This is a genomic window from Burkholderia sp. IO2 (assembly GCF_029522185.1).
In the GTDB taxonomy this organism is placed as follows: domain Bacteria; phylum Pseudomonadota; class Gammaproteobacteria; order Burkholderiales; family Burkholderiaceae; genus Burkholderia; species Burkholderia cenocepacia.
Genome location: NZ_JAKWFH010000069.1, coordinates 1 through 18,656, shown reverse-complemented (window position 1 = coordinate 18,656; position 18,656 = coordinate 1). Strand labels below are relative to the sequence as shown.

Annotated in this window: 19 protein-coding genes; 13 read left to right on the top strand and 6 right to left on the bottom strand. The window is 67.6% G+C overall.

Translation table 11 applies throughout. The features are described from left to right. Positions 1-528: 528 nt before the first annotated feature. Both MMB92_RS30790 and MMB92_RS30785 read left to right on the top strand, forming a co-directional pair. Positions 529-1,416, top strand: a complete 888-nt coding sequence (locus tag MMB92_RS30790) for a DMT family transporter (RefSeq protein ID WP_124633576.1) — start codon at positions 529-531, stop codon at positions 1,414-1,416. A gap of 353 nt (positions 1,417-1,769) precedes the next feature. Next, positions 1,770-1,955 carry a hypothetical protein gene (locus tag MMB92_RS30785; RefSeq protein ID WP_006482800.1) on the top strand — a complete coding sequence of 62 codons (186 nt, stop codon included), beginning with the start codon at positions 1,770-1,772 and terminating at the stop codon, positions 1,953-1,955. Between the two features lie 106 nt (positions 1,956-2,061). On the opposite strand, the gene mgrA is transcribed toward MMB92_RS30785, so the two are convergent. Then, entirely contained in the window at positions 2,062-3,105 is a 1,044-nt protein-coding gene (gene mgrA, locus MMB92_RS30780) for an L-glyceraldehyde 3-phosphate reductase (protein ID WP_006495538.1), read from the bottom strand. 193 nt (positions 3,106-3,298) lie between these two features. Here mgrA and MMB92_RS30775 point away from each other — a divergent pair, with 193 nt between their 5' ends. Beyond that, a complete protein-coding gene (locus MMB92_RS30775; RefSeq protein ID WP_006482797.1) occupies positions 3,299-3,505 on the top strand; it encodes a DUF3185 family protein in 207 nt (68 codons plus the stop codon). Positions 3,506-3,668: 163 nt separating this feature from the next. Here the strand turns inward: MMB92_RS30775 and MMB92_RS30770 are convergent, their stop codons facing one another. Then, on the bottom strand, positions 3,669-4,442 hold the full coding sequence (locus MMB92_RS30770) for a phytanoyl-CoA dioxygenase family protein (protein ID WP_006482801.1): 774 nt from the start codon (positions 4,440-4,442) through the stop codon (positions 3,669-3,671). Between the two features lie 352 nt (positions 4,443-4,794). Here MMB92_RS30770 and MMB92_RS30765 point away from each other — a divergent pair, with 352 nt between their 5' ends. After that, a complete protein-coding gene (locus tag MMB92_RS30765) occupies positions 4,795-5,136 on the top strand; it encodes a hypothetical protein (RefSeq protein ID WP_006492161.1) in 342 nt (113 codons plus the stop codon). A gap of 111 nt (positions 5,137-5,247) precedes the next feature. Here MMB92_RS30765 and metK read toward each other — a convergent pair whose 3' ends face one another. After that, the gene (metK, locus tag MMB92_RS30760; RefSeq protein WP_006482984.1) at positions 5,248-6,435 is read right to left on the bottom strand and encodes a methionine adenosyltransferase; all 1,188 of its coding nucleotides are present in this window, start codon (positions 6,433-6,435) and stop codon (positions 5,248-5,250) included. A gap of 265 nt (positions 6,436-6,700) precedes the next feature. Between metK and lpxL the strand changes: the two genes are divergently transcribed. The 9 genes from lpxL to hslU all read left to right on the top strand — a co-directional run bounded on the left by lpxL (position 6,701) and on the right by hslU (position 16,080). Then, on the top strand, positions 6,701-7,585 hold the full coding sequence (gene lpxL / locus MMB92_RS30755; protein WP_006482982.1) for a lauroyl acyltransferase LpxL: 885 nt from the start codon (positions 6,701-6,703) through the stop codon (positions 7,583-7,585). A gap of 325 nt (positions 7,586-7,910) precedes the next feature. Beyond that, the gene (gene dapF / locus MMB92_RS30750) at positions 7,911-8,780 is read left to right on the top strand and encodes a diaminopimelate epimerase (RefSeq protein ID WP_006482985.1); all 870 of its coding nucleotides are present in this window, start codon (positions 7,911-7,913) and stop codon (positions 8,778-8,780) included. A gap of 37 nt (positions 8,781-8,817) precedes the next feature. Beyond that, on the top strand, positions 8,818-9,543 hold the full coding sequence (locus MMB92_RS30745; RefSeq protein WP_006495540.1) for a DUF484 family protein: 726 nt from the start codon (positions 8,818-8,820) through the stop codon (positions 9,541-9,543). Positions 9,544-9,556: 13 nt separating this feature from the next. Beyond that, positions 9,557-10,477: a tyrosine recombinase XerC gene (gene xerC / locus MMB92_RS30740; protein ID WP_006483686.1), complete on the top strand. Its 921-nt coding sequence runs from the start codon at positions 9,557-9,559 to the stop codon at positions 10,475-10,477. Positions 10,478-10,553: 76 nt separating this feature from the next. Next, complete coding sequence (locus tag MMB92_RS30735; RefSeq protein WP_058901899.1) at positions 10,554-11,768, top strand: class I SAM-dependent rRNA methyltransferase; 1,215 nt, start codon at positions 10,554-10,556, stop codon at positions 11,766-11,768. Between the two features lie 96 nt (positions 11,769-11,864). Further along, a complete protein-coding gene (locus MMB92_RS30730) occupies positions 11,865-13,040 on the top strand; it encodes a GTP-binding protein (protein ID WP_277563160.1) in 1,176 nt (391 codons plus the stop codon). Positions 13,041-13,536: 496 nt separating this feature from the next. Beyond that, positions 13,537-13,953 carry an RNA polymerase-binding protein DksA gene (gene dksA, locus MMB92_RS30725; protein ID WP_006477498.1) on the top strand — a complete coding sequence of 139 codons (417 nt, stop codon included), beginning with the start codon at positions 13,537-13,539 and terminating at the stop codon, positions 13,951-13,953. Between the two features lie 236 nt (positions 13,954-14,189). Further along, positions 14,190-14,726, top strand: a complete 537-nt coding sequence (hslV, locus tag MMB92_RS30720; RefSeq protein ID WP_048992588.1) for an ATP-dependent protease subunit HslV — start codon at positions 14,190-14,192, stop codon at positions 14,724-14,726. Positions 14,727-14,736: 10 nt separating this feature from the next. Next, positions 14,737-16,080 (top strand): ATP-dependent protease ATPase subunit HslU, encoded by a 1,344-nt coding sequence (gene hslU / locus MMB92_RS30715; protein WP_006483681.1) that lies wholly within the window; start codon positions 14,737-14,739, stop codon positions 16,078-16,080. A gap of 67 nt (positions 16,081-16,147) precedes the next feature. Here hslU and MMB92_RS30710 read toward each other — a convergent pair whose 3' ends face one another. From MMB92_RS30710 to MMB92_RS30700, 3 genes are all read right to left on the bottom strand, one after another. Further along, complete coding sequence (locus MMB92_RS30710; protein WP_006483687.1) at positions 16,148-16,690, bottom strand: response regulator transcription factor; 543 nt, start codon at positions 16,688-16,690, stop codon at positions 16,148-16,150. A gap of 13 nt (positions 16,691-16,703) precedes the next feature. Further along, entirely contained in the window at positions 16,704-18,134 is a 1,431-nt protein-coding gene (locus tag MMB92_RS30705) for an ATP-binding protein (RefSeq protein WP_006495543.1), read from the bottom strand. 91 nt (positions 18,135-18,225) lie between these two features. Next, positions 18,226-18,450 carry a cysteine-rich CWC family protein gene (locus tag MMB92_RS30700; protein ID WP_060210647.1) on the bottom strand — a complete coding sequence of 75 codons (225 nt, stop codon included), beginning with the start codon at positions 18,448-18,450 and terminating at the stop codon, positions 18,226-18,228. Positions 18,451-18,656: the final 206 nt, after the last annotated feature.

Below are 18,656 nucleotides of genomic sequence, written 5' to 3'. Positions count from 1 at the left end.
ACGCAACGCGCGTGCCGCTTCGCTTCGCCGCTGCCGAATCATCGGAACACTGCACGCGACCGACCGGAATCACGTCGCGTGCGTCGCATGTCGATCGCTTTCCACCGTTCGTCGAATGCTTGCGTGCGTACCGGCATCGGCCTGCATCGACGCACGACGCCGCTCGCGATATGCAGCCGCCGACAAGAGTTGCGCTCGATGGCTGCCTTGCGGTACCTTAAGCTTTCATTCGCGTTCAACCGCACTCCGACACGATGTATCCGCTCACGTCCGCCCTCGCAAAATCCCGGCCGCAGTTCGACTCGCGGCCGCAGGCGTGCGTGCATCCGTCGGTCCTTCCTCCTCCTGTCGCACCGCCGCTCGTCTGCGCCGCGCCGCCCCCTCCGGCGGCACGCGCCGGCTGACTCGCCGGCTTTTCGTTTTCGTCTTCCCTTCGCGCCGTGGGCTGCAGGTGCGTGCGTCATGACGCACGGCACGTTGCCGCGCGCGCGGATGGAACGTTTCGATCCGTTCGACAGGTGGATTCACATGGTTTCGTTCAAACGCGCGCTGGCCGCGCATGGCGCGACGTCGCTCTTCGTACTGCTGTGGAGTAGCGGCGCGATCTTCGCTGAACTCGGTCTGCGTCACGCGTCCGCGTTCGCCTTTCTCACCGCCCGTTTCGCGCTCGCATCGCTCGTGCTGCTCGCGCTGGCGTTCATGCGCAAACGCTGGCTGCCGCCGCGCGGCGAGCGGCGCATGGCCGCGCTGACCGGCTTGCTGATGATGGGCGGCTATTCGATCTTCTATCTGCTCGCACTCGAGCGCGGCATCGCGCCCGGGGTGCTCGCGACGATCCTCGGCGTGCAGCCGATCCTCACGCTCGCGATCGTCGAGCGTCGCTGGCAACCGGTGCGCATCGCGGGGCTCGCGCTGTCGCTCACCGGCCTCGCGCTCGTCGTGGGCCGCGGCGTGAGCGGCGGGACGGGCGGCCTGTCGGCGGCCGGCATCGCGTGCGCGCTGACGGCGCTCGTCGCGCTGACCGTCGGCTCGCTGCTGCAAAAGCGCGTGCGCGCGGCGCCCGCCGACGTGCTGCCGCTGCAGAACGCGATCGGCCTCGCGCTGTGCGTCGCGATCGTGCCGTTCCGGCCGGTGTCGTTCGACATCAGCTGGGCGTTCGTCGTGCCGCTGCTGTGGCTCGGCATCGTGATTTCGGTGATCGCGCAACTGCTGTTCTACCGCTTGATGCAGCGCGGCGATCTCGTCAACGTGACGAGCCTGTTCTATCTCGTGCCGGTCGTCACCACGCTGATGGACGCCGTGTGGCTCGGCAACCGGCCCGAGCCGCTCGCGCTCGCCGGCATGGGCGCGATCATCGCCGGGCTCGCGCTCGTGTTCCGCGCGCCGGCCGCCCGCCCGCAACCCGACCGCGCCTGAGCGGCGGGCCGCCGCGCCCGCGGGTGCGGCGGCCCGTATCGGACACATACGACGATTCCGCGAAAATCGAAAGGAACGGGAAAGATACGCGCAAGGCGTTCGTCTTGTTCGCACGAAAAACGCGTGATTCGCGGGGCTTTCTACTGATTTTTAATGGTTCGGATAGCGAAAAACGCCGCCGGTTGCCTATACTCGAATTGACCGGCCTGCTCGTAACGGGCCGGACCAACTAGAAACACCCGGCATGGGGCCGGGGTGAGCGCACGCGTGCCGTTTCAGGCCGATATCCCGCAGGGATGGAGCCGCCCAGGCAAGCACCGAAGCGCCCACTTCGGCCGACACTGGAGACACGCATGACGACCTATTTCACGATCGGCGACTTCATCCTGTTGATTCCGATGGCGCTGGCCGGAGCGCTATTTCTCGGCGCGGTACCGTGCGCCACCCAGTTCCGTCACAACCTGCTGCGCGTACTCGGCGTCATTCTCGGCGTCGGCGTCGCGGTATTGCTCGTTGAAGGCCTGCCTGCGCTGATCTAGCGCCTCGCCGTGCGCGACGCCCATCGCTGCACCGCAGCGATGGGCCGCATGGCGTGTGCGGCGGCGATACGGCACACGATATTTCGCATCCCGTATCGACTTCCGGTCAGATCGCCTGATCGGTGGACGGCTTTTCCCACAGATTGATGCCGCCTTCCGTCGCGTAACGATCGATCTCCGCGAGTTCCTCCGCCGAGAATTCGAGGTTCTGCAACGCACCGACGTTCTCGCGCACCTGCTCGGCCCGGCTCGCGCCGATCAGCGCGGACGTCACGCGGCCGTTACGCAGCACCCACGCCAGCGCCATCTGCGCAAGGCTCTGCCCGCGCCGCTCGGCGATCGTATTGAGCTTGCGCACGTGCTCGAGGTTGTCCGCACTCAGGTGCTCCTGCTTCAGCGAGCCGCCGCCCGGCTTGTTCACGCGCGCGTCGGCCGGCACGCCGTTCAGGTACTTCGACGTGAGCAAGCCCTGCGCGAGCGGCGTGAACGCGATGCTGCCCGCGCCGACGTCGTCGAGCGTGCCGAGCAGGTCGTTCTCGATCCAGCGGTTCAGCATGTTGTACGACGGCTGGTGAATCAGCAGCGGCACCTTGTATTGCGCGAGCAGCGCGGCCATCTCGCGCGTCTTCGCGGCCGAATACGACGAAATGCCGATGTAGAGCGCCTTGCCCTGCTGCACGGCCGACGCCAGCGCGCCCGCCGTTTCCTCGAGCGGCGTGTGCGCGTCGAAACGGTGCGAATAGAAGATGTCGACGTAGTCGAGCCCCATCCGCTGCAGGCTCTGGTCGAGACTCGCGAGCACGTACTTGCGCGACCCGCCGCCGCTGCCGTACGGCCCCGGCCACATGTCCCAGCCGGCCTTCGTCGAGATCAGCAGCTCGTCGCGATACGGCCGGAAATCCTCCTTCAGCAGCCGGCCGAAGTTGGTTTCGGCGCTGCCGTACGGCGGCCCGTAGTTGTTCGCGAGGTCGAAGTGGTTGATGCCGAGGTCGAACGCGGTGCGCAGGATCTCGCGCTGCGTCGAGATCGGCGTCGAATCGCCGAAGTTGTGCCACAGGCCGAGCGACAGGGCGGGCAGTTTGAGCCCGGACTTGCCGCAGGTGCGGTATTGCATGCCGGCATAACGTTCGGAAGCTGCTTCGTAGGCCATGAGTCTGTTCCGTCAGGACATCGGGGAAAGGGACGCGCGCCGGCCACGCCAATGACGCGACGGCGGCGAAGGAGTCATACGACGACTATGGTAGCGAAAGCGGCCGGATCACGCACGGCGGCGCGACGATGGACGCGACCGCGGCGCTCGCCTACACTGCGGCGTCTCGAATCACCGTTTCAGCGAGGTTGGTATGTCCCGGGTCATCTCGGTTGCACTGCTCGTCGGCGGCGTCGTGCTGCTGTATTTCGGCGGCCAGTCGTTCCATTCGATCAACGACAACGTGTCGCGCTTCTTCACCGGCTCACCCGCGACGAAGACGATCCTGCTGATCGCCGGCGGCGCCGTGGCGTCGTTCGTCGGCCTGATCGGCCTCGCGATGCCGGGCGGCAAGCGCTGATCGCGCCGCAGCGCGACGCACGTACGACTCGCATCACGCGCGCGGGCCGCATCAAACGAAACGGGCGGCCTGGCCGCCCGTTGCTTCATTCTCGTTCGCCCGCGATGCACCCGCATCGCCTGCGCATCGCGACCGCGCCCGCGCCGCGCCGCCGGAGCCGCGCCTAGAACTGCACTTCCGGCTTCGACGCCGAGCGCGTGCCGGGCACCGGCCGGTTGCTTGCGCCGTGGTACGTGTACACGAGCGAGAACTTCACCTGGTCGGAACGGTTCTGCCCGGCCGAATGCAGCGTGTTGCAGTGGAAGAACACGACGTCGCCCGTCTGCAGCGGCGGACAGGTGGCCGCTTCGATCATCCTGCGGTTCTCCGGCACATCACTGCGGAAGAATTTCGCGTCATCGAAGGCTTCCGGCCCGAATTCGGCCGTATGCGAACCCGGCACGAGCCACAGCGCACCGTTCTCGTTGGTTTCGGGCCCGAGCGCGAGCCACACCGACACCATGTCCGGGCGCTCGAACGCCCAGTAGCGGAAATCGCGATGCCAGCCGGTCAGGCTGCCGTACGCCGGATGCTTCGTCATCATGCAGTTGTGATGCGCACGCGACAGCACCGGCTCCTCGCCGAAATACGCGCGCATCCACGCGCCGATTTCGGGCGCGATCGCGCGCTCCGCAAACGCCGGATCGCGCGAATACGCATCGAGCAGCCGCCGCACCGTATGCCCGCCCGGCGCGTGCTTCGATTCGGGCGCGCCCGGGTAGCGCAGGTCGGCCTCGAACTCGATCGGCTCGGCGGCCTCCCGCAACTGGCGCTCCGCGATCTGCCGGAGCGCCGCGCACTGCGCTTCGCCGACGAGGCCGCGCGCGACGACGAAGCCGCGCTCGCGCAATTCCGCGACTTGCGCGCGGATCGATTCCGACTGCAATGGAGACGACATGGGATGCCAGACGTTTATTGTGTGAATGTGACGATTGTAAATCGGCGCCGGATACCGCGAACAGCACCATTGTCGTGCGCAGGGGCATGCCAATCGCGGATTTGACCCAGCTCAAGGGAACTGTGCGGCGCGGCACCTGCCTGAGCGACAGGCGGTATGCGGCACACGCCTTGCGGCACAAGGGTTTATCGCGACTTTTGCCCGTCATGAATCCCCTGTAGCCTGACGCGGCCTGTCAATTCTGGCGGGCGCGGCGCGCAACGGGTTTCGGTAAGATCCGTTGTGCCATCCGAGGCCGTTCATACCAGTGCGCTCTCCAGGGCGCCACCCATACAAGCGAAGCATCGTTCACATGCCATTCCGTCTGACTTCCCGTTTCAACCGCGCTGCGAAGCGCGTCGTGCCGTCCGCTCCTGCCCGCTCGCTGCGCCATCACCGCGCACGCACGCAGGCGCTGGCCGAGCGTACGCACACGCACAGCCGGCTGGACGGCATCCGTGCGTGGTTCCACGCGTTTTTCTCGATGATGAGCGCGCAGGCGTTCGCCCGCCGCGCCGGCCTGCGCTCGCTGCTGCAGAAGCCGTCGTCGCTGCGCGCGCTCGCGCTGCGCCGCACGCTCGGCCCGCAGCGCCGCGTCAACCGCCCGCGCCGCCTTGCCGCGAGCAACGGCTGGTTCGGGTTCGGCGCGCGCTGAGCGAGTGTCTGGCGGGCACGGCCCGCCCCGATCGCCGCCATTGCTTCGACGATCGAAACCCATAAAAAAACCCCGGCTTGGCCGGGGTTTTTCATTTCGGGCGGACGACGCTTACGCGACGCGTGCCGTCGGCTCCACGCCGGCCGCTTCGGCCAGTGCGAGCGCCTTGTCGGTCGCTTCCCACGAGAATTCCGGCTCTTCGCGACCGAAGTGGCCGTAAGCTGCCGTCTTCTCATAGATCGGGCGCAGCAGGTCGAGCATCTTGATGATGCCCTTCGGACGCAGGTCGAAATGCTCGCGCACGAGCTTCGTGATCACCGCATCCGACACGCGACCCGTGCCGAACGTGTTGACCATCACCGAGGTCGGCTCGGCCACGCCGATCGCGTACGACACCTGGATCAGCGCGCGCGACGCGAGGCCGGCGGCGACGATGTTCTTCGCGACGTAACGGCCGGCATACGCTGCCGAACGGTCGACCTTCGACGGATCCTTGCCCGAGAACGCGCCGCCGCCGTGCGGTGCGGCGCCGCCGTACGTGTCGACGATGATCTTGCGGCCGGTCAGGCCGCAATCGCCCTGCGGGCCGCCGATCACGAACCGGCCGGTCGGGTTCACGAGGAACTTGATGTCGCCCTTGATCAGGTCGGCCGGCAGCGTCGGCTTGATGATTTCCTCGATCACGGCTTCGCGCAGCGCGGGCAGCTCGATGTCCGGTGCGTGCTGCGTCGACAGCACGACGGTGTCGATCGAATCGGGCTTGCCGTCGACGTAGCGCACGGTGACCTGCGACTTCGCGTCCGGACGCAGCCATTGCAGGCGGCCGTCGCGACGCAGGCTGGCCTGGCGCTCGACGAGGCGGTGCGACAGATAGATCGGCAGCGGCATCAGTTCCGGCGTTTCGTCGCACGCATAGCCGAACATCAGGCCCTGGTCGCCCGCGCCTTGATCGAGGTTGTCGTCGTGTGCACGATCGACGCCCTGCGCGATGTCCGGCGACTGCTTGTCGTACGCGACGAGCACCGCGCAACCCTTGTAGTCGATGCCGTAGTCGGTGTTGTCGTAGCCGATGCGCTTGATCGTATCGCGCGCGATCTGGATGTAGTCGATGTTGGCCGTCGTGGTAATTTCACCGGCCAGCACGACGAGACCCGTGTTGCACAGCGTTTCCGCCGCAACGCGGGAGTATTTGTCCTGCTCGAGGATGGCGTCGAGAATCGCGTCCGAGATTTGGTCCGCGACCTTGTCCGGATGGCCTTCGGAGACGGATTCGGACGTGAAGAGATAATCGTTTGCCACTTTTTCAGGCTCCTGTGTGGTTACGGTTGGTTTCACGTAGCCAGCTTCGTTGGGCCTGAAGCGGCGACGCTTTAGCGGATTACCAGGACCGGGCAGCGCGTGTCGCGCCAACCGGCTTCGCCCCGCAAGTTGTCAGTTAACTCGGCGAAGCCCGTATTATAGCGGCTTTCCTGAATTGTCACAGAGCGCCGCCCGTGCTGCATCTTCCGCTGTCTTACCACCCTGTTCGCAACGTGCCGGCCAGCCGGCCCTACGGAGATTCCGCATGCTAGGCCGCCTCGGCACGCACCTCGCCATCGGCTTGCTGAAGCTGCTCGCCCTGCTGCCGTACGGTCTGACCGCACGGTTCGGCGATGGCCTCGGCTGGCTGCTGTATCAGATCCCCAGCCGGCGAAAGCGCATCGTACATACGAATCTGAAACTCTGCTTCCCGGACTGGAGCGACGAGCGGCGCGAGGAAGTGGCGGGCCAGCATTTCCGTCATGCGATCCGCAGCTACGTCGAGCGCAGCGTGCAGTGGTTCGGCTCGGAGAAGAAGCTCGCGAAGCTGATCCAGGTCGACAGCGCGGTCGATCTCACCGATCCCGACCTGCCGCCGACGCTGTTCCTCGGCCTGCACTTCGTCGGCATCGAGGCCGGTTCGATCTGGCTCAACCGTTCGCTGCACCGCCGCTGCGGATCGCTGTACCAGCCGTTCTCGAACGCGGTGCTGGAGGAAGAGGCGAAGAAGGCGCGCGGGCGCTTCGACGCCGAGATGGTCGGCCGCGCGGACAGCGCGCGCGTCGTGCTGCGCTGGCTGCGCGACCGCAAGCCGGTGATGCTCGGCGCGGACATGGATTACGGGCTGCGCAACTCGACGTTCGTCCCGTTCTTCGGCGTGCCGGCCTGCACGCTGACGGCCGTCGGCCGGCTCGCGAAGACGGGCCGCGCGCAGGTCGTGCCGTTCATCGGCGAGGTGCTGCCGAACTACAAGGGCTATCGTCTGAGGGTATTCAAGCCGTGGGATCACTACCCGACCGGCGACGACGATCTCGACGCGCGGCGGATGAACGAATTCCTCGAAGAGCAGATTCCGCTGATGCCCGAGCAGTATTACTGGGTGCACAAGCGCTTCAAGACGCGCCCGCCCGGCGAGCCGAGCCTGTACTGACCCTGCCGCGAAACATGCGCGGGTGCGCCGTCATGTGCGTGCCTGCGCTCTCGCCGCCTTCGGCGCCCTTTGCGCGCCCGCCTGCCGCACCGCCCCCTCCTGTCGATCCGGCCGCTCGTCGTTCGCGCGGCCAGTCGGCCAATCGGCAGATTGCGCCCCTTCCATCTGCACGACGGACACGCGGCCCCGCCCGCGCAGGACGCCCCTGTCGGCTGCATGTATCATTTGCGGTTGAGATCAGCACGACGAACGAGGCTGCCCCGGCATGGCCGCCGGCCGTCCGTGTCGTGCCGACCGCCTCGTTCGCCATGGAATTCCGGACCCAGTGAAACTCTCGTTCACCAAGATGCACGGCGCGGGCAACGACTTCGTCGTGCTCGACGGCTATTCGCGCGCGCTGCCGCCGCTCACCGACGCGCAGGTGCGCGCACTCGCCAACCGCCATTTCGGCATCGGCGCCGACCAGTTGCTGCTGGTCGAGAAACCGACCGTCGACGGGGCGGATTTCAAGTACCGGATCTTCAATTGCGACGGCGGCGAGGTCGAGCACTGCGGCAACGGCGCGCGTTGTTTCGTGAAGTTCGTCAGCGACCGCGGCCTGACCGACAAGCGCAGCGTGCGCGTGCAGGTCATGAAGGGCCTGATCACGCTGACGCTGCAGGACAACGGCGAAGTCGTCGTCGACATGGGCGCGCCCGTGTTCGCGCCGGCGCAGGTGCCGTTCGACGCAGCGGGGCTCGACGGCCGCCAGGAAGGCCGCGACACGCTGTGGCCGCTCGACGTCGGCGGCGCGACGCGCTGGATCTCGACGGTGTCGATGGGCAATCCGCACGCCGTGCAGGTGGTCGACGATGCCGAAGCGTATCCGGTGCTGGAAGAAGGCCCGCTGATCGAGCGTCATGCGCGCTTCCCGCAGCGCGTGAACGCCGGCTTCATGCAGATCGTGTCGCGCCGCGAAGTGAAGCTGCGCGTGTACGAACGCGGCGCGGGCGAGACGCTCGCGTGCGGCACCGGCGCATGCGCGGCGGTCGCGGCCGGCATCCGGCGCGGCCTGCTCGATTCGCCCGTGACCGTGCACACGCACGGCGGCACGCTGACGATCGGCTGGGACGGCGCGCGCGACGAAGCCGCCGCGCTGATGATGGCCGGCCCCGCCACGACCGTGTTCGAAGGCGAGATCGACCTGAACGCCTGACCCTGCAACGTCCTTGATAACTGAACGCTCCAGCCACATGAACGATCGCGAAGTCGCCGACTACCTGCTCGCCAATCCCGAATTCTTCGCGCAGCACGCCGAGCTGCTCGCGACGATCCGTCTCGCGAACCCGCACGGCAAGGCCGCGATCTCGCTGCAGGAGCGGCAGATGGAGATGCTGCGCGACAAGAACAAGCACCTCGAGCGCCGGCTCGCCGAACTCGTGCGCTACGGCCACGAGAACGACAGCCTGTCCGCGAAATTCAGCCGCTGGACCGCGCGCGTGATCGCGGAGCGCGATCCGTACGCGCTGCCGCGCACGATCGCCGACGGCATCGCCGACGTGTTCGACGTGCCGCAGACGGCGCTGCGCGTGTGGGACGTCGCCGACACCTACGCGCAAGCCGACTTCGCGCGCCAGGTCGGCGAGGAAGTGCGCCTGTTCACGAACGGCCTGTCGACGCCGTACTGCGGCGCGAACACGGGCTTCGAAGCCGCCCAGTGGCTCGCGCCCGCGCTCGCCGCCCCGGCCGCGAGCGCCGCGGAAGGCACCGAAGCCGCGCCGGCCGGCGACGGCTCGGCCGCGTCGGTCGCACTGCTCGCGCTGCGCGCGCCGCTCGCCGGCAACGATGCGCCCGCGTTCGGCCTGCTGGTCCTCGGTTCGCCCGATCCGCGCCGCTTCCACGACGGGATGGCCACCGACTTCCTCGCACAGATCGCGACGCTCGCGAGCGCCGCGCTCACGCGCCTGCTGCCGCACTGATCCGCCGCACGCGATGACCGACGATCCGATCGCCGCCTACCTGTCGAACCTGAAGCACGTCAGGCAGCTGTCGGAACACACGCTGCGCGCGTACACGCACGAACTCGACGAACTGAAGAAGCTCGCGGCCGGCCGGCCGCTCGACGCGCTGACCGCCGCCGACATGCGCGGCGCGGTCGCCCGCGCGCATGCGGGCGGGCTGTCCGCGCGCTCGATCTCGCACCGGCTCTCCGCGTGGCGCGCGTTCTACCGCTGGCTCGCGCAACGCATCGAGATGCCCGCGAACCCGGTGGCCGCGGTGCGCGCGCCGAAGCGCCCGAAAACGCTGCCGAAGGCGCTGTCGGTCGACGACGCATCCGCGCTGATGGACGCGCCGCTCGCCGGCACGACCGAAGGCATCCGCGATCACGCGATCCTCGAGCTGTTCTATTCGTCGGGGCTGCGCCTCGCCGAGCTGATCGGGCTCGACGTGACGTACACGCAGGCCGACGGCTACCGCTCGGCCGGCTGGCTCGATCTCGCCGAAGCCGAAGTCACCGTGCGCGGCAAGGGCAACAAGGAGCGCAAGGTGCCGGTCGGCCGCAAGGCGATCGACGCGCTGAACGCGTGGCTCGCGGTGCGCGGCGAATTCGTGAAGCACGATCCGCATCCGCTGTTCGTGTCGGTGCGCGGCAACCGGATGTCGCCGGGCGTCGTGCGCGAGCGCGTGAAGCGCGCGGCGCTCGCCGCCGGCATCCCCGCCAACGTCCACCCGCACGTGTTGCGCCACTCGTTCGCGACGCACGTGCTGCAGTCGAGCGGCGACCTGCGCGCGGTGCAGGAACTGCTCGGCCACGCGAGCGTCGCCGCGACGCAGGTCTATACGTCGCTCGACTTCCAGCATCTCGCGAAGATTTACGACAGCGCGCATCCGCGCGCGAAGAAGCGCGACTGACGCGCGTCCCGTGTTACCCGCCACGCGCGGCGGCCGGCACCGGCCGGCGCCGCGCCCGGCCCATTTCGATCTCATCATGCAAACCGTCACCCTCAAGCCGTCCAAGGAAAAATCGCTGCTGCGCCGCCATCCGTGGATCTACGCCAATGCGATCGACCGCGTCGACGGCAAGCCCGCGCCCGGCGCGACCGTGCTCGTGCGTGCGCACGACGGCCGCTTCCTCGCGCGCGGCGCGTACAGCCCGCAGTCGCAGATCCGCGTGCGGGTGTGGAGCTTCGACGAGCACGAGCCGATCGATCACGCGTTCTTCAAGCGCCGCGTGCAGCGCGCGGTCGCGCACCGCACGACTATGGTGTCGGGCACGGGCGCGGTGCGGCTCGTGTTCGGCGAAGCCGACGGGCTGCCGGGGCTGATCGTCGACTACTACGTCGCGGACACCGCCGAGGCCGGCGCGGCGCCGCGCGGCCAGCTCGTCTGCCAGTTCATGGCCGCGGGCGTCGAAGCGTGGAAGGACGCGATCGTCGCGGCGCTCACCGGCGCGACCGGCTGCCCGAACGTGTACGAGCGCTCGGACGTGTCGATCCGCGACAAGGAAGGGCTCGAACAGACGACCGGCGTGCTGGCCGGCGACGCGCCGCCCGCGACGCTGATCTCGAACGAAAACGGCGTGCGCTATCACGTCGACGTGCCGAACGGCCACAAGACGGGCTTCTACGTCGACCAGCGCGACAACCGCGCGCTCGTCGCGCAGTACGCGGCCGACCGCGACGTGCTGAACTGCTTCTGCTACACCGGCGGCTTCTCGCTCGCGGCGCTCAAGGGCGGCGCGAAACGCGTCGTGTCGATCGACTCGTCGGGCGATGCGCTCGCGCTCGCGCAGCAGAACGTCGTCGCCAACGGCTTCGACGCCGAACGCGCGACCTGGCTCGACGCCGATGCGTTCAAGACGCTGCGCCGCCTCGTCGACGAAGGCGAACGATTCGACCTGATCGTGCTCGATCCGCCGAAGTTCGCGCCGACCCGCGACAGCGTCGATCGCGCGGCGCGCGCGTACAAGGACATCAACCTGAGCGGTTTCAGGCTGCTGCGTCCGGGCGGCCTGCTGTTCACGTACTCGTGCTCGGGCGCGATCGACATGGACCTGTTCCAGAAGATCGTCGCGAGCGCGGCCGCCGACGCGAAGGTCGACGCACGGATCCTGAAGCGGCTCGGCGCGGGCGTCGATCATCCGCTGCTCGCCGCGTTCCCGGAAGGTGAATATCTGAAGGGCCTGCTGTTGCAAATCGTCTGATCGCCCCGATCTTGGCGGACACCCGGTCCGCCAGCTCCGCCTGTCGGGCCGCGCCTCGCCCCTGTCGTCCGGACGATGGGCGGGGGCTTGACAGGTATGTTTCAATGGATGGTTGTGCGCCCCGGCTCGCAGCGCGAGGGCGCGACGCACACCCTGGTTTTGACCCCGATTCACGAACCACAGGCGACCGACATGGCCACTCCCGTCACCATCCTTACCGGCTTCCTCGGCAGCGGCAAGACGACGCTGCTCAAGCGCATCCTGAACGAACAGCACGGCATGAAGATCGCCGTGATCGAGAACGAGTTCGGCGAAGAGAACATCGACAACGAAATCCTCGTGCAGGATTCGAACGAGCAGATCATCCAGATGAGCAACGGCTGCATCTGCTGCACGATCCGCGGCGACCTCGCCCGCGCGCTCGGCGATCTGGCCGCGAAGAAGCGCGAAGGCAAGCTCGACTTCGACCGCATCGTGATCGAGACGACCGGCCTCGCGAACCCGGGCCCCGTCGCACAAACGTTCTTCATCGACAGCGAAATCGCCGACGATTTCCTGCTCGACGCGGTCATCACGCTGGTCGACGCGAAGCACGCGAACGCGCAGCTCGACGAACACGAAGTGGTGCAGCGCCAGGTCGGTTTCGCCGACCGCCTGTTCATCACGAAGTCGGACCTCGTCGACGACCAGACCGTCGCGGGCCTCAAGCACCGCCTGATGCACATGAACCCGAAGGCCGCGATCAAGGTCGTGAATTTCGGCGAAGCGGACATCAAGGAAATCTTCGACCTGCGCGGCTTCAACCTGAACGCGAAGCTCGAGATCGATCCCGATTTCCTCGCCGAGGACGATCACGCGCACCACCACCACGATCACGACCATGATCACGATCACGCGAATTGCGACCACGATCACGGCCAATGCGCGCACGATCACGACCACGGCCACCACAACCATCACCACGCGCACCACGACGACAAGATCAAGTCGTTCGTGTACCGCAACGACCGCCCGTTCGATCCGAACAAGCTGGAAGACTTCCTCGGCGGCATCCTGCAGATCTACGGCGAGCGCATGCTGCGCTACAAGGGCGTGCTGTACATGAAGGGCGTCGACCGCAAGGTCGTGTTCCAGGGCGTGCACCAGATGATGGGCAGCGACCTCGCGGCGAAGTGGCTGCCGGTCGAGAAGAAGACCAACAAGATGGTGTTCATCGGTGTCGACCTGCCGCAGGACCTGATCACCGACGGCCTCGACGCCTGCCTCGCCTGACCCGCGCGGGCGCCTGCCGCACCCCGCTTGCCCGGCCGCCTTCGCAGGCGGCTGCGGCAGCCGCGCGACGCCTTTTCCGGGCAGGGTTTCGCCGTCATCGCTTTTTCGCGATTTGCGCGTTATATTTTCTAGATATTGGCGCGGCCGACGGGGATCGACCCGATACGGCGGCCGCTTGCGATTCAGTTACAATACGTGCCCGCTGGAGTACGGCAACAAACAGGCCCGGTTCTTGCTGAACCAGTTTTCCGGGCATCGCAACCGCGCCGGATCGCCCATCCGCCTCCCGGCCGCGGCCGATGCGATCTGCCGCGCAGCACACCGGTTCGCAGCGCGCGCAAATCCGCGCCAGGCCTATCCTGGTATTTGAGAACCGGTTTTCCAGAGGCTTTCGGCCCCGCGGCGGCAAATCGCAAATGATTGCAAGCGCGGTTGCGGGTAATCCCAAAGTGCAGGCAATATCTCTTGATTTGCCGCACATTGAAGAAGCAAGCAGATGACGAAGAAACTCTTGACCGAAGCCGAAATCCTGAAGATGAGCGACAAGGATTACATGAATGAGGATCAGCTCGCCTTCTTCAAAAATCGGCTCGAACAGTTGCAGGCGGACATCCTCAAGAATGCAGGCCAGACGACCGAGAACCTGCGCGAGACGGTGATCGTCCCCGATCCCGCCGACCGCGCGACGATCGAGGAAGAGCACGCGCTCGAGCTGCGTACGCGCGATCGCGAACGCAAGCTCCTCAAGAAGGTTCAGCAGTCGCTCGCCCGCATCGATTCCGGCGATTACGGCTGGTGTGAGGAAACCGGCGAGCCGATCGGCATTCCGCGCCTGCTCGCGCGTCCGACCGCCACGCTGTCGCTCGAGGCGCAGGAGCGCCGCGAGCTGCGCCAGAAGCTGTTCGGCGACTGATCGAGCGGTATTCCGCTCAGACACGCTGCTTCCCGAAAGCGCGCGGCCTGCCGCGCGCTTTTTGTTTTCCGGCACCGGTTCCCGGCTGCCGGCCGATTTGCCTCCCCCTCTTGATATCCCGGCGCCCGCCCTAAAATGAAACGGACGCGCGCCGGGCCGCTCCCCGGCGCACTGCGGATTCACGCGGCGGCGCGTCGCGCCGCCCGACTCTTCCCCGTTTTTCTCAAGGAACGCAGATGGAGCAATTTCACGGCACGACCATCGTTTCGGTCCGGCGCGGCGACAAGGTCGCGCTCGGCGGCGACGGCCAGGTAACCCTCGGCAACATCGTCATGAAGGGTGGCGCGCGGAAAGTGCGGCGGATCTACAACAACCAGGTGCTGGTCGGATTCGCGGGCGGCACCGCCGATGCGTTCTCGCTGCTCGACCGCTTCGAGGCGAAGCTCGAGAAGCACCAGGGCAACCTGACCCGCGCGGCCGTCGAGCTCGCGAAGGACTGGCGCACCGACCGGATGCTGCGCCGCCTCGAGGCGATGCTGATCACGGCCGATGCCGCCACCACGCTCGTGATCACCGGCAACGGCGACGTGCTCGACCCCGAAGGCGGCATCTGCGCGATCGGCTCGGGCGGCGCGTACGCGCAGGCCGCGGCTCGCGCGCTCGTCGAGAACACCGACCTGTCGCCGCGCGAAATCGTCGAGAAGTCGCTCGGGATCGCCGGCGACATGTGCATCTACACGAACCACAACCGCATCATCGAAACGATCGAGTAAGGACAGCCCCATGAGCACCATGACCCCTGCCGAGATCGTCTCGGAACTCGACAAGCACATCATCGGCCAGGCGAAGGCGAAGAAGGCCGTCGCCGTCGCGCTGCGCAATCGCTGGCGCCGCCAGCAGGTCGCCGACCCGCTGCGCCAGGAAATCACGCCGAAGAACATCCTGATGATCGGGCCGACGGGCGTCGGCAAGACCGAAATCGCGCGCCGCCTCGCGAAGCTCGCCGACGCGCCGTTCATCAAGATCGAAGCGACCAAGTTCACCGAAGTCGGCTACGTCGGCCGCGACGTCGACAGCATCGTGCGCGACCTGATCGAGATCTCGGTCAAGCAGACGCGTGAAGCCGAAATGCGCAAGGTGCGCAGCAAGGCGACCGACCAGGCGGAAGACCGCATCCTCGACATCCTGCTGCCGCAACCGCGCGCGGTGGGCTTCGGCGGCAACGCCGAGCACGCGAACGACGACAACAACGCGACGCGCCAGACCTTCCGCAAGCGCCTGCGCGAAGGTCAGCTCGACGACAAGGAAGTCGAGCTCGACCTCGAGCAGCCGTCGGTCGGCATGGACATCATGGCGCCGCCGGGGATGGAAGAGATGACCGAGCAGATCCGCTCGATGTTCTCGAACCTCGGCAGCGGCAAGAAGCAGCGCCGCAAGGTGAAGATCAAGGAAGCGCTGAAGCTGCTGACCGACGAGGAAGCGGCGAAGATGCTGAACGAAGAGGAAGTGAAGACGAAGGCCGTGCAGAACGTCGAGCAGAACGGCATCGTGTTCCTCGACGAGATCGACAAGATCACGTCGCGCAACAACGAAGGCAGCGGCGGCGAAGTGTCGCGCCAGGGCGTGCAGCGCGACCTGCTGCCGCTCGTCGAAGGCACGACGGTCAACACGAAGTACGGGATGGTGAAGACCGATCACATCCTGTTCATCGCGAGCGGCGCGTTCCACCTCGCGAAACCGAGCGACCTGATTCCCGAACTGCAGGGCCGCTTCCCGATCCGCGTCGAGCTCGATTCGCTGTCGGTGAACGACTTCGAGGCAATCCTCGTCGCGACCGACGCGAGCCTCGTCAAGCAGTACCAGGCGCTGCTCGCGACCGAAGACGTGCAGCTCGAATTCGCCGACGACGGCATCCGGCGCCTCGCCGAGATCGCGTTCGCGGTCAACGAGAAAACCGAGAACATCGGCGCGCGCCGGCTGTACACGGTGATCGAGAAACTGCTCGAGGAAGTGTCGTTCTCGGCGGGCAACCACGCCGGCGAGCGCGTGACGATCGACGCGAAGTATGTCGACCGCGCGCTCGGCGAAGTGTCGCAGGACGAAGACCTGTCGCGCTACGTGCTGTAACGCGCGCGGCGCCGGATGAGAAGCGGGCGGCCCCTTCGGGGGTCGCCCGTTTTCGTTGGTGCGCCGCTTACTGCCGCACCGGCTTCTTCGCGAGCTTGCGCTGCAGCGTGCGGCGGTGCATGTTCAGCGCGCGCGCGGTCGCCGAGATGTTGTTGTTGTTCTCGGCCAGCACGCGCTGGATGTGCTCCCATTCGAGCCGGTCCACCGACAGCACGACCGGATTCTCGAGCGCTTCTTCGGCCTGCACTTCGGTCGCGTTGGTCTGCAGCGCGGCCAGGATCGACTCGACGTTCGCCGGCTTCGCGAGATAGTTGTCGGCGCCTTCCTTCACGGCCTGCACGGCGGTCGCGATGCTTGCGTAGCCGGTCAGCACGAGAATGCGCGCATCGGGCTGCAGGTCGCACAACGGTGCGATCAGGCTCAGCCCCGAATCCTCGCCGAGATGCAGGTCGACGGTGATGAACTGGAACTTGCCGCCCGCGGCGAGCCGGAGCGCCGCCTCCTTGTCGTGCGCCTGCTGGACCGCGTAACCGCGGCGCTCGAGGCCGCGCGCGAGCGTGCCCGCGAACACCTCGTTGTCGTCGATCACCAGGAAATTGTTCTCGCTCATGGGGTTTCTCCGTCTACGTGTTGGTTGAGGCCGCCGGCATCGCGACGCGCACGACCGGCAGGCGCAGCACGGCCCGCGTGCCGCGCCCGGCCGCGGCGCCGGCCGGGCGGCTGTCCGGCGTGCCGGCTGGCCGTTCGGCTGCCGGTGCACCCGTGCGTGATCCCGCGCGTTGTCCCGAGGCCGCCGCCGCGTGGCCATTTGCCGCACCGCCGGCCCGCCCGTTGCCGCCCGCCGCGCGCGGCGTGACATCGGACAGTTCGATCTCGCCGCCGAGTCGCGCGGCCGCACTGAACGCGAGATACAGGCCGACACCGTGCCCGCCCTGCGTGCTGTCGACCGGCATCGCGCCGAGCGATTCGCGCAGCGCGGCCGGAATGCCCGGCCCATCGTCGCATACCTCGAATTCGATTTCGTCGGCCGCGCGATCGTGCGCGACCTTCGCGGCGAGCGTCACGCGCTGCGGGCTCGCGCGCGCGGCGTTGTCGAGCAGGATCGTCAGGATCTGGCCGGCCGCGACCGTATCGTCGAGCGCGACGCCGGCCGGGCGCGCGCCGAGCAGTTCGAACTGCACGTGCGGATGCCGCAGGCGCCAGTGCTCGACGAACGTGTCGAGCCAGTCGTCCACCGGCTGGCGGCTCGCCGGCGCGCTCGCGCGGCTGCGCAGGCGCGCGAGCGCCGACGTGCACAGCGTCATCTGTTCCTCGAGCACCTTCAGGTCGGCCTCGTAGCGCGCCAGCCCAGGATCGGCGCGCGCCGCGTCGCGCAACTCCTCGGCGAGCATCGCGATCGTCGACAGCGGCGTGCCCATTTCATGCGCGACGGTGGCGGCCTGCACGCCGAGCGCGACGGCCCGCTCGTCGCGCAGCAGATGCGCCTGCGCCTCGCCGAGTGCCGCGTCGCGCTGGCGCAGCGCATTCGACATGCGCGCGACGAACCACGCGATCAGCCCGACGCTGACCATGAAGTTCGCCCACATGCCGGTACGGTAGTAATCGAACAGGTTCGCCGGGTTGTCCATGTTGAGCGGCACCGAGTCGAAGCCGAGCGCCGCGTAGCAGGCGACCGCGAACGCCGCGAGCCAGATCATCAGGTGCCACGGCAGCACGGCCGCCGCGATCGCGAGCGACGGCAGGTACAGCGACACGAACGGGTTGGTCGTCCCGCCCGACAGGAACAGCAGCGCGGACAGCGCGCCGAGGTCGACCCACAGCTGGCCGAGCAGCTCGAAATTGGTCTCGGGCCGAGCACGCAGCACGCGCACCCAGGTCAGCGCGTTGAAAACGATTTCGAGCGCGATGACCATCAGCATCGCCGGCAACGGCAGGTGCACGCCGAAATAGGTTTGCACGACGCCGATCGTCACGAGCTGGCCGATGATCGCGAGATTACGGAGCCAGAACAGGTGACTGAGGTTGACGCGCCCGGTGGTGGTGATTCGTTGCATCCGAGCAGTTTACCCGTTTAGCGCCCGGCGCCTCTAGCGGGGCCGGATCGGCGCACGCGAACGGGCGAGGCGCGTGCGTGGCGCGGCACCGTCAACCGGCCGCGCCGGCCATGCGCTGCGCGATCTCGTCGGCCAGGCACTCGGGGCACCGGCACCGCGCGCCGGCCACGGGCGGCGTACCGCCGGGCGGCACCGGCATCGACGCGCACCAGCAGTCGAACGGCTGCGTGTGCGCGCCGCAGTCGAAGCCGCGCCCGCAGCGCGGGCAGCGCGCACGGCGCGGAGCGGAACGGGCGTCGGCGGCGGAATCGGTCATGGCGCAATCGCGGAAGCGGGCGGGACATCGCCCCACGCGACAAGCATAGCGCGGCGGCCGGATTTTGCACGTCGGCCGCCTGGCCAGGCTCCACCGCAAACGCGCGCGCGCCAGCCCGCCGGTGCCGCCCGCGCGGCGCCGCCCGAATCGCGCCGCGCCATAGCCGGCGGGCCGCCGCGTGCGATGCCGCGGCGCGCCGCCGGTGT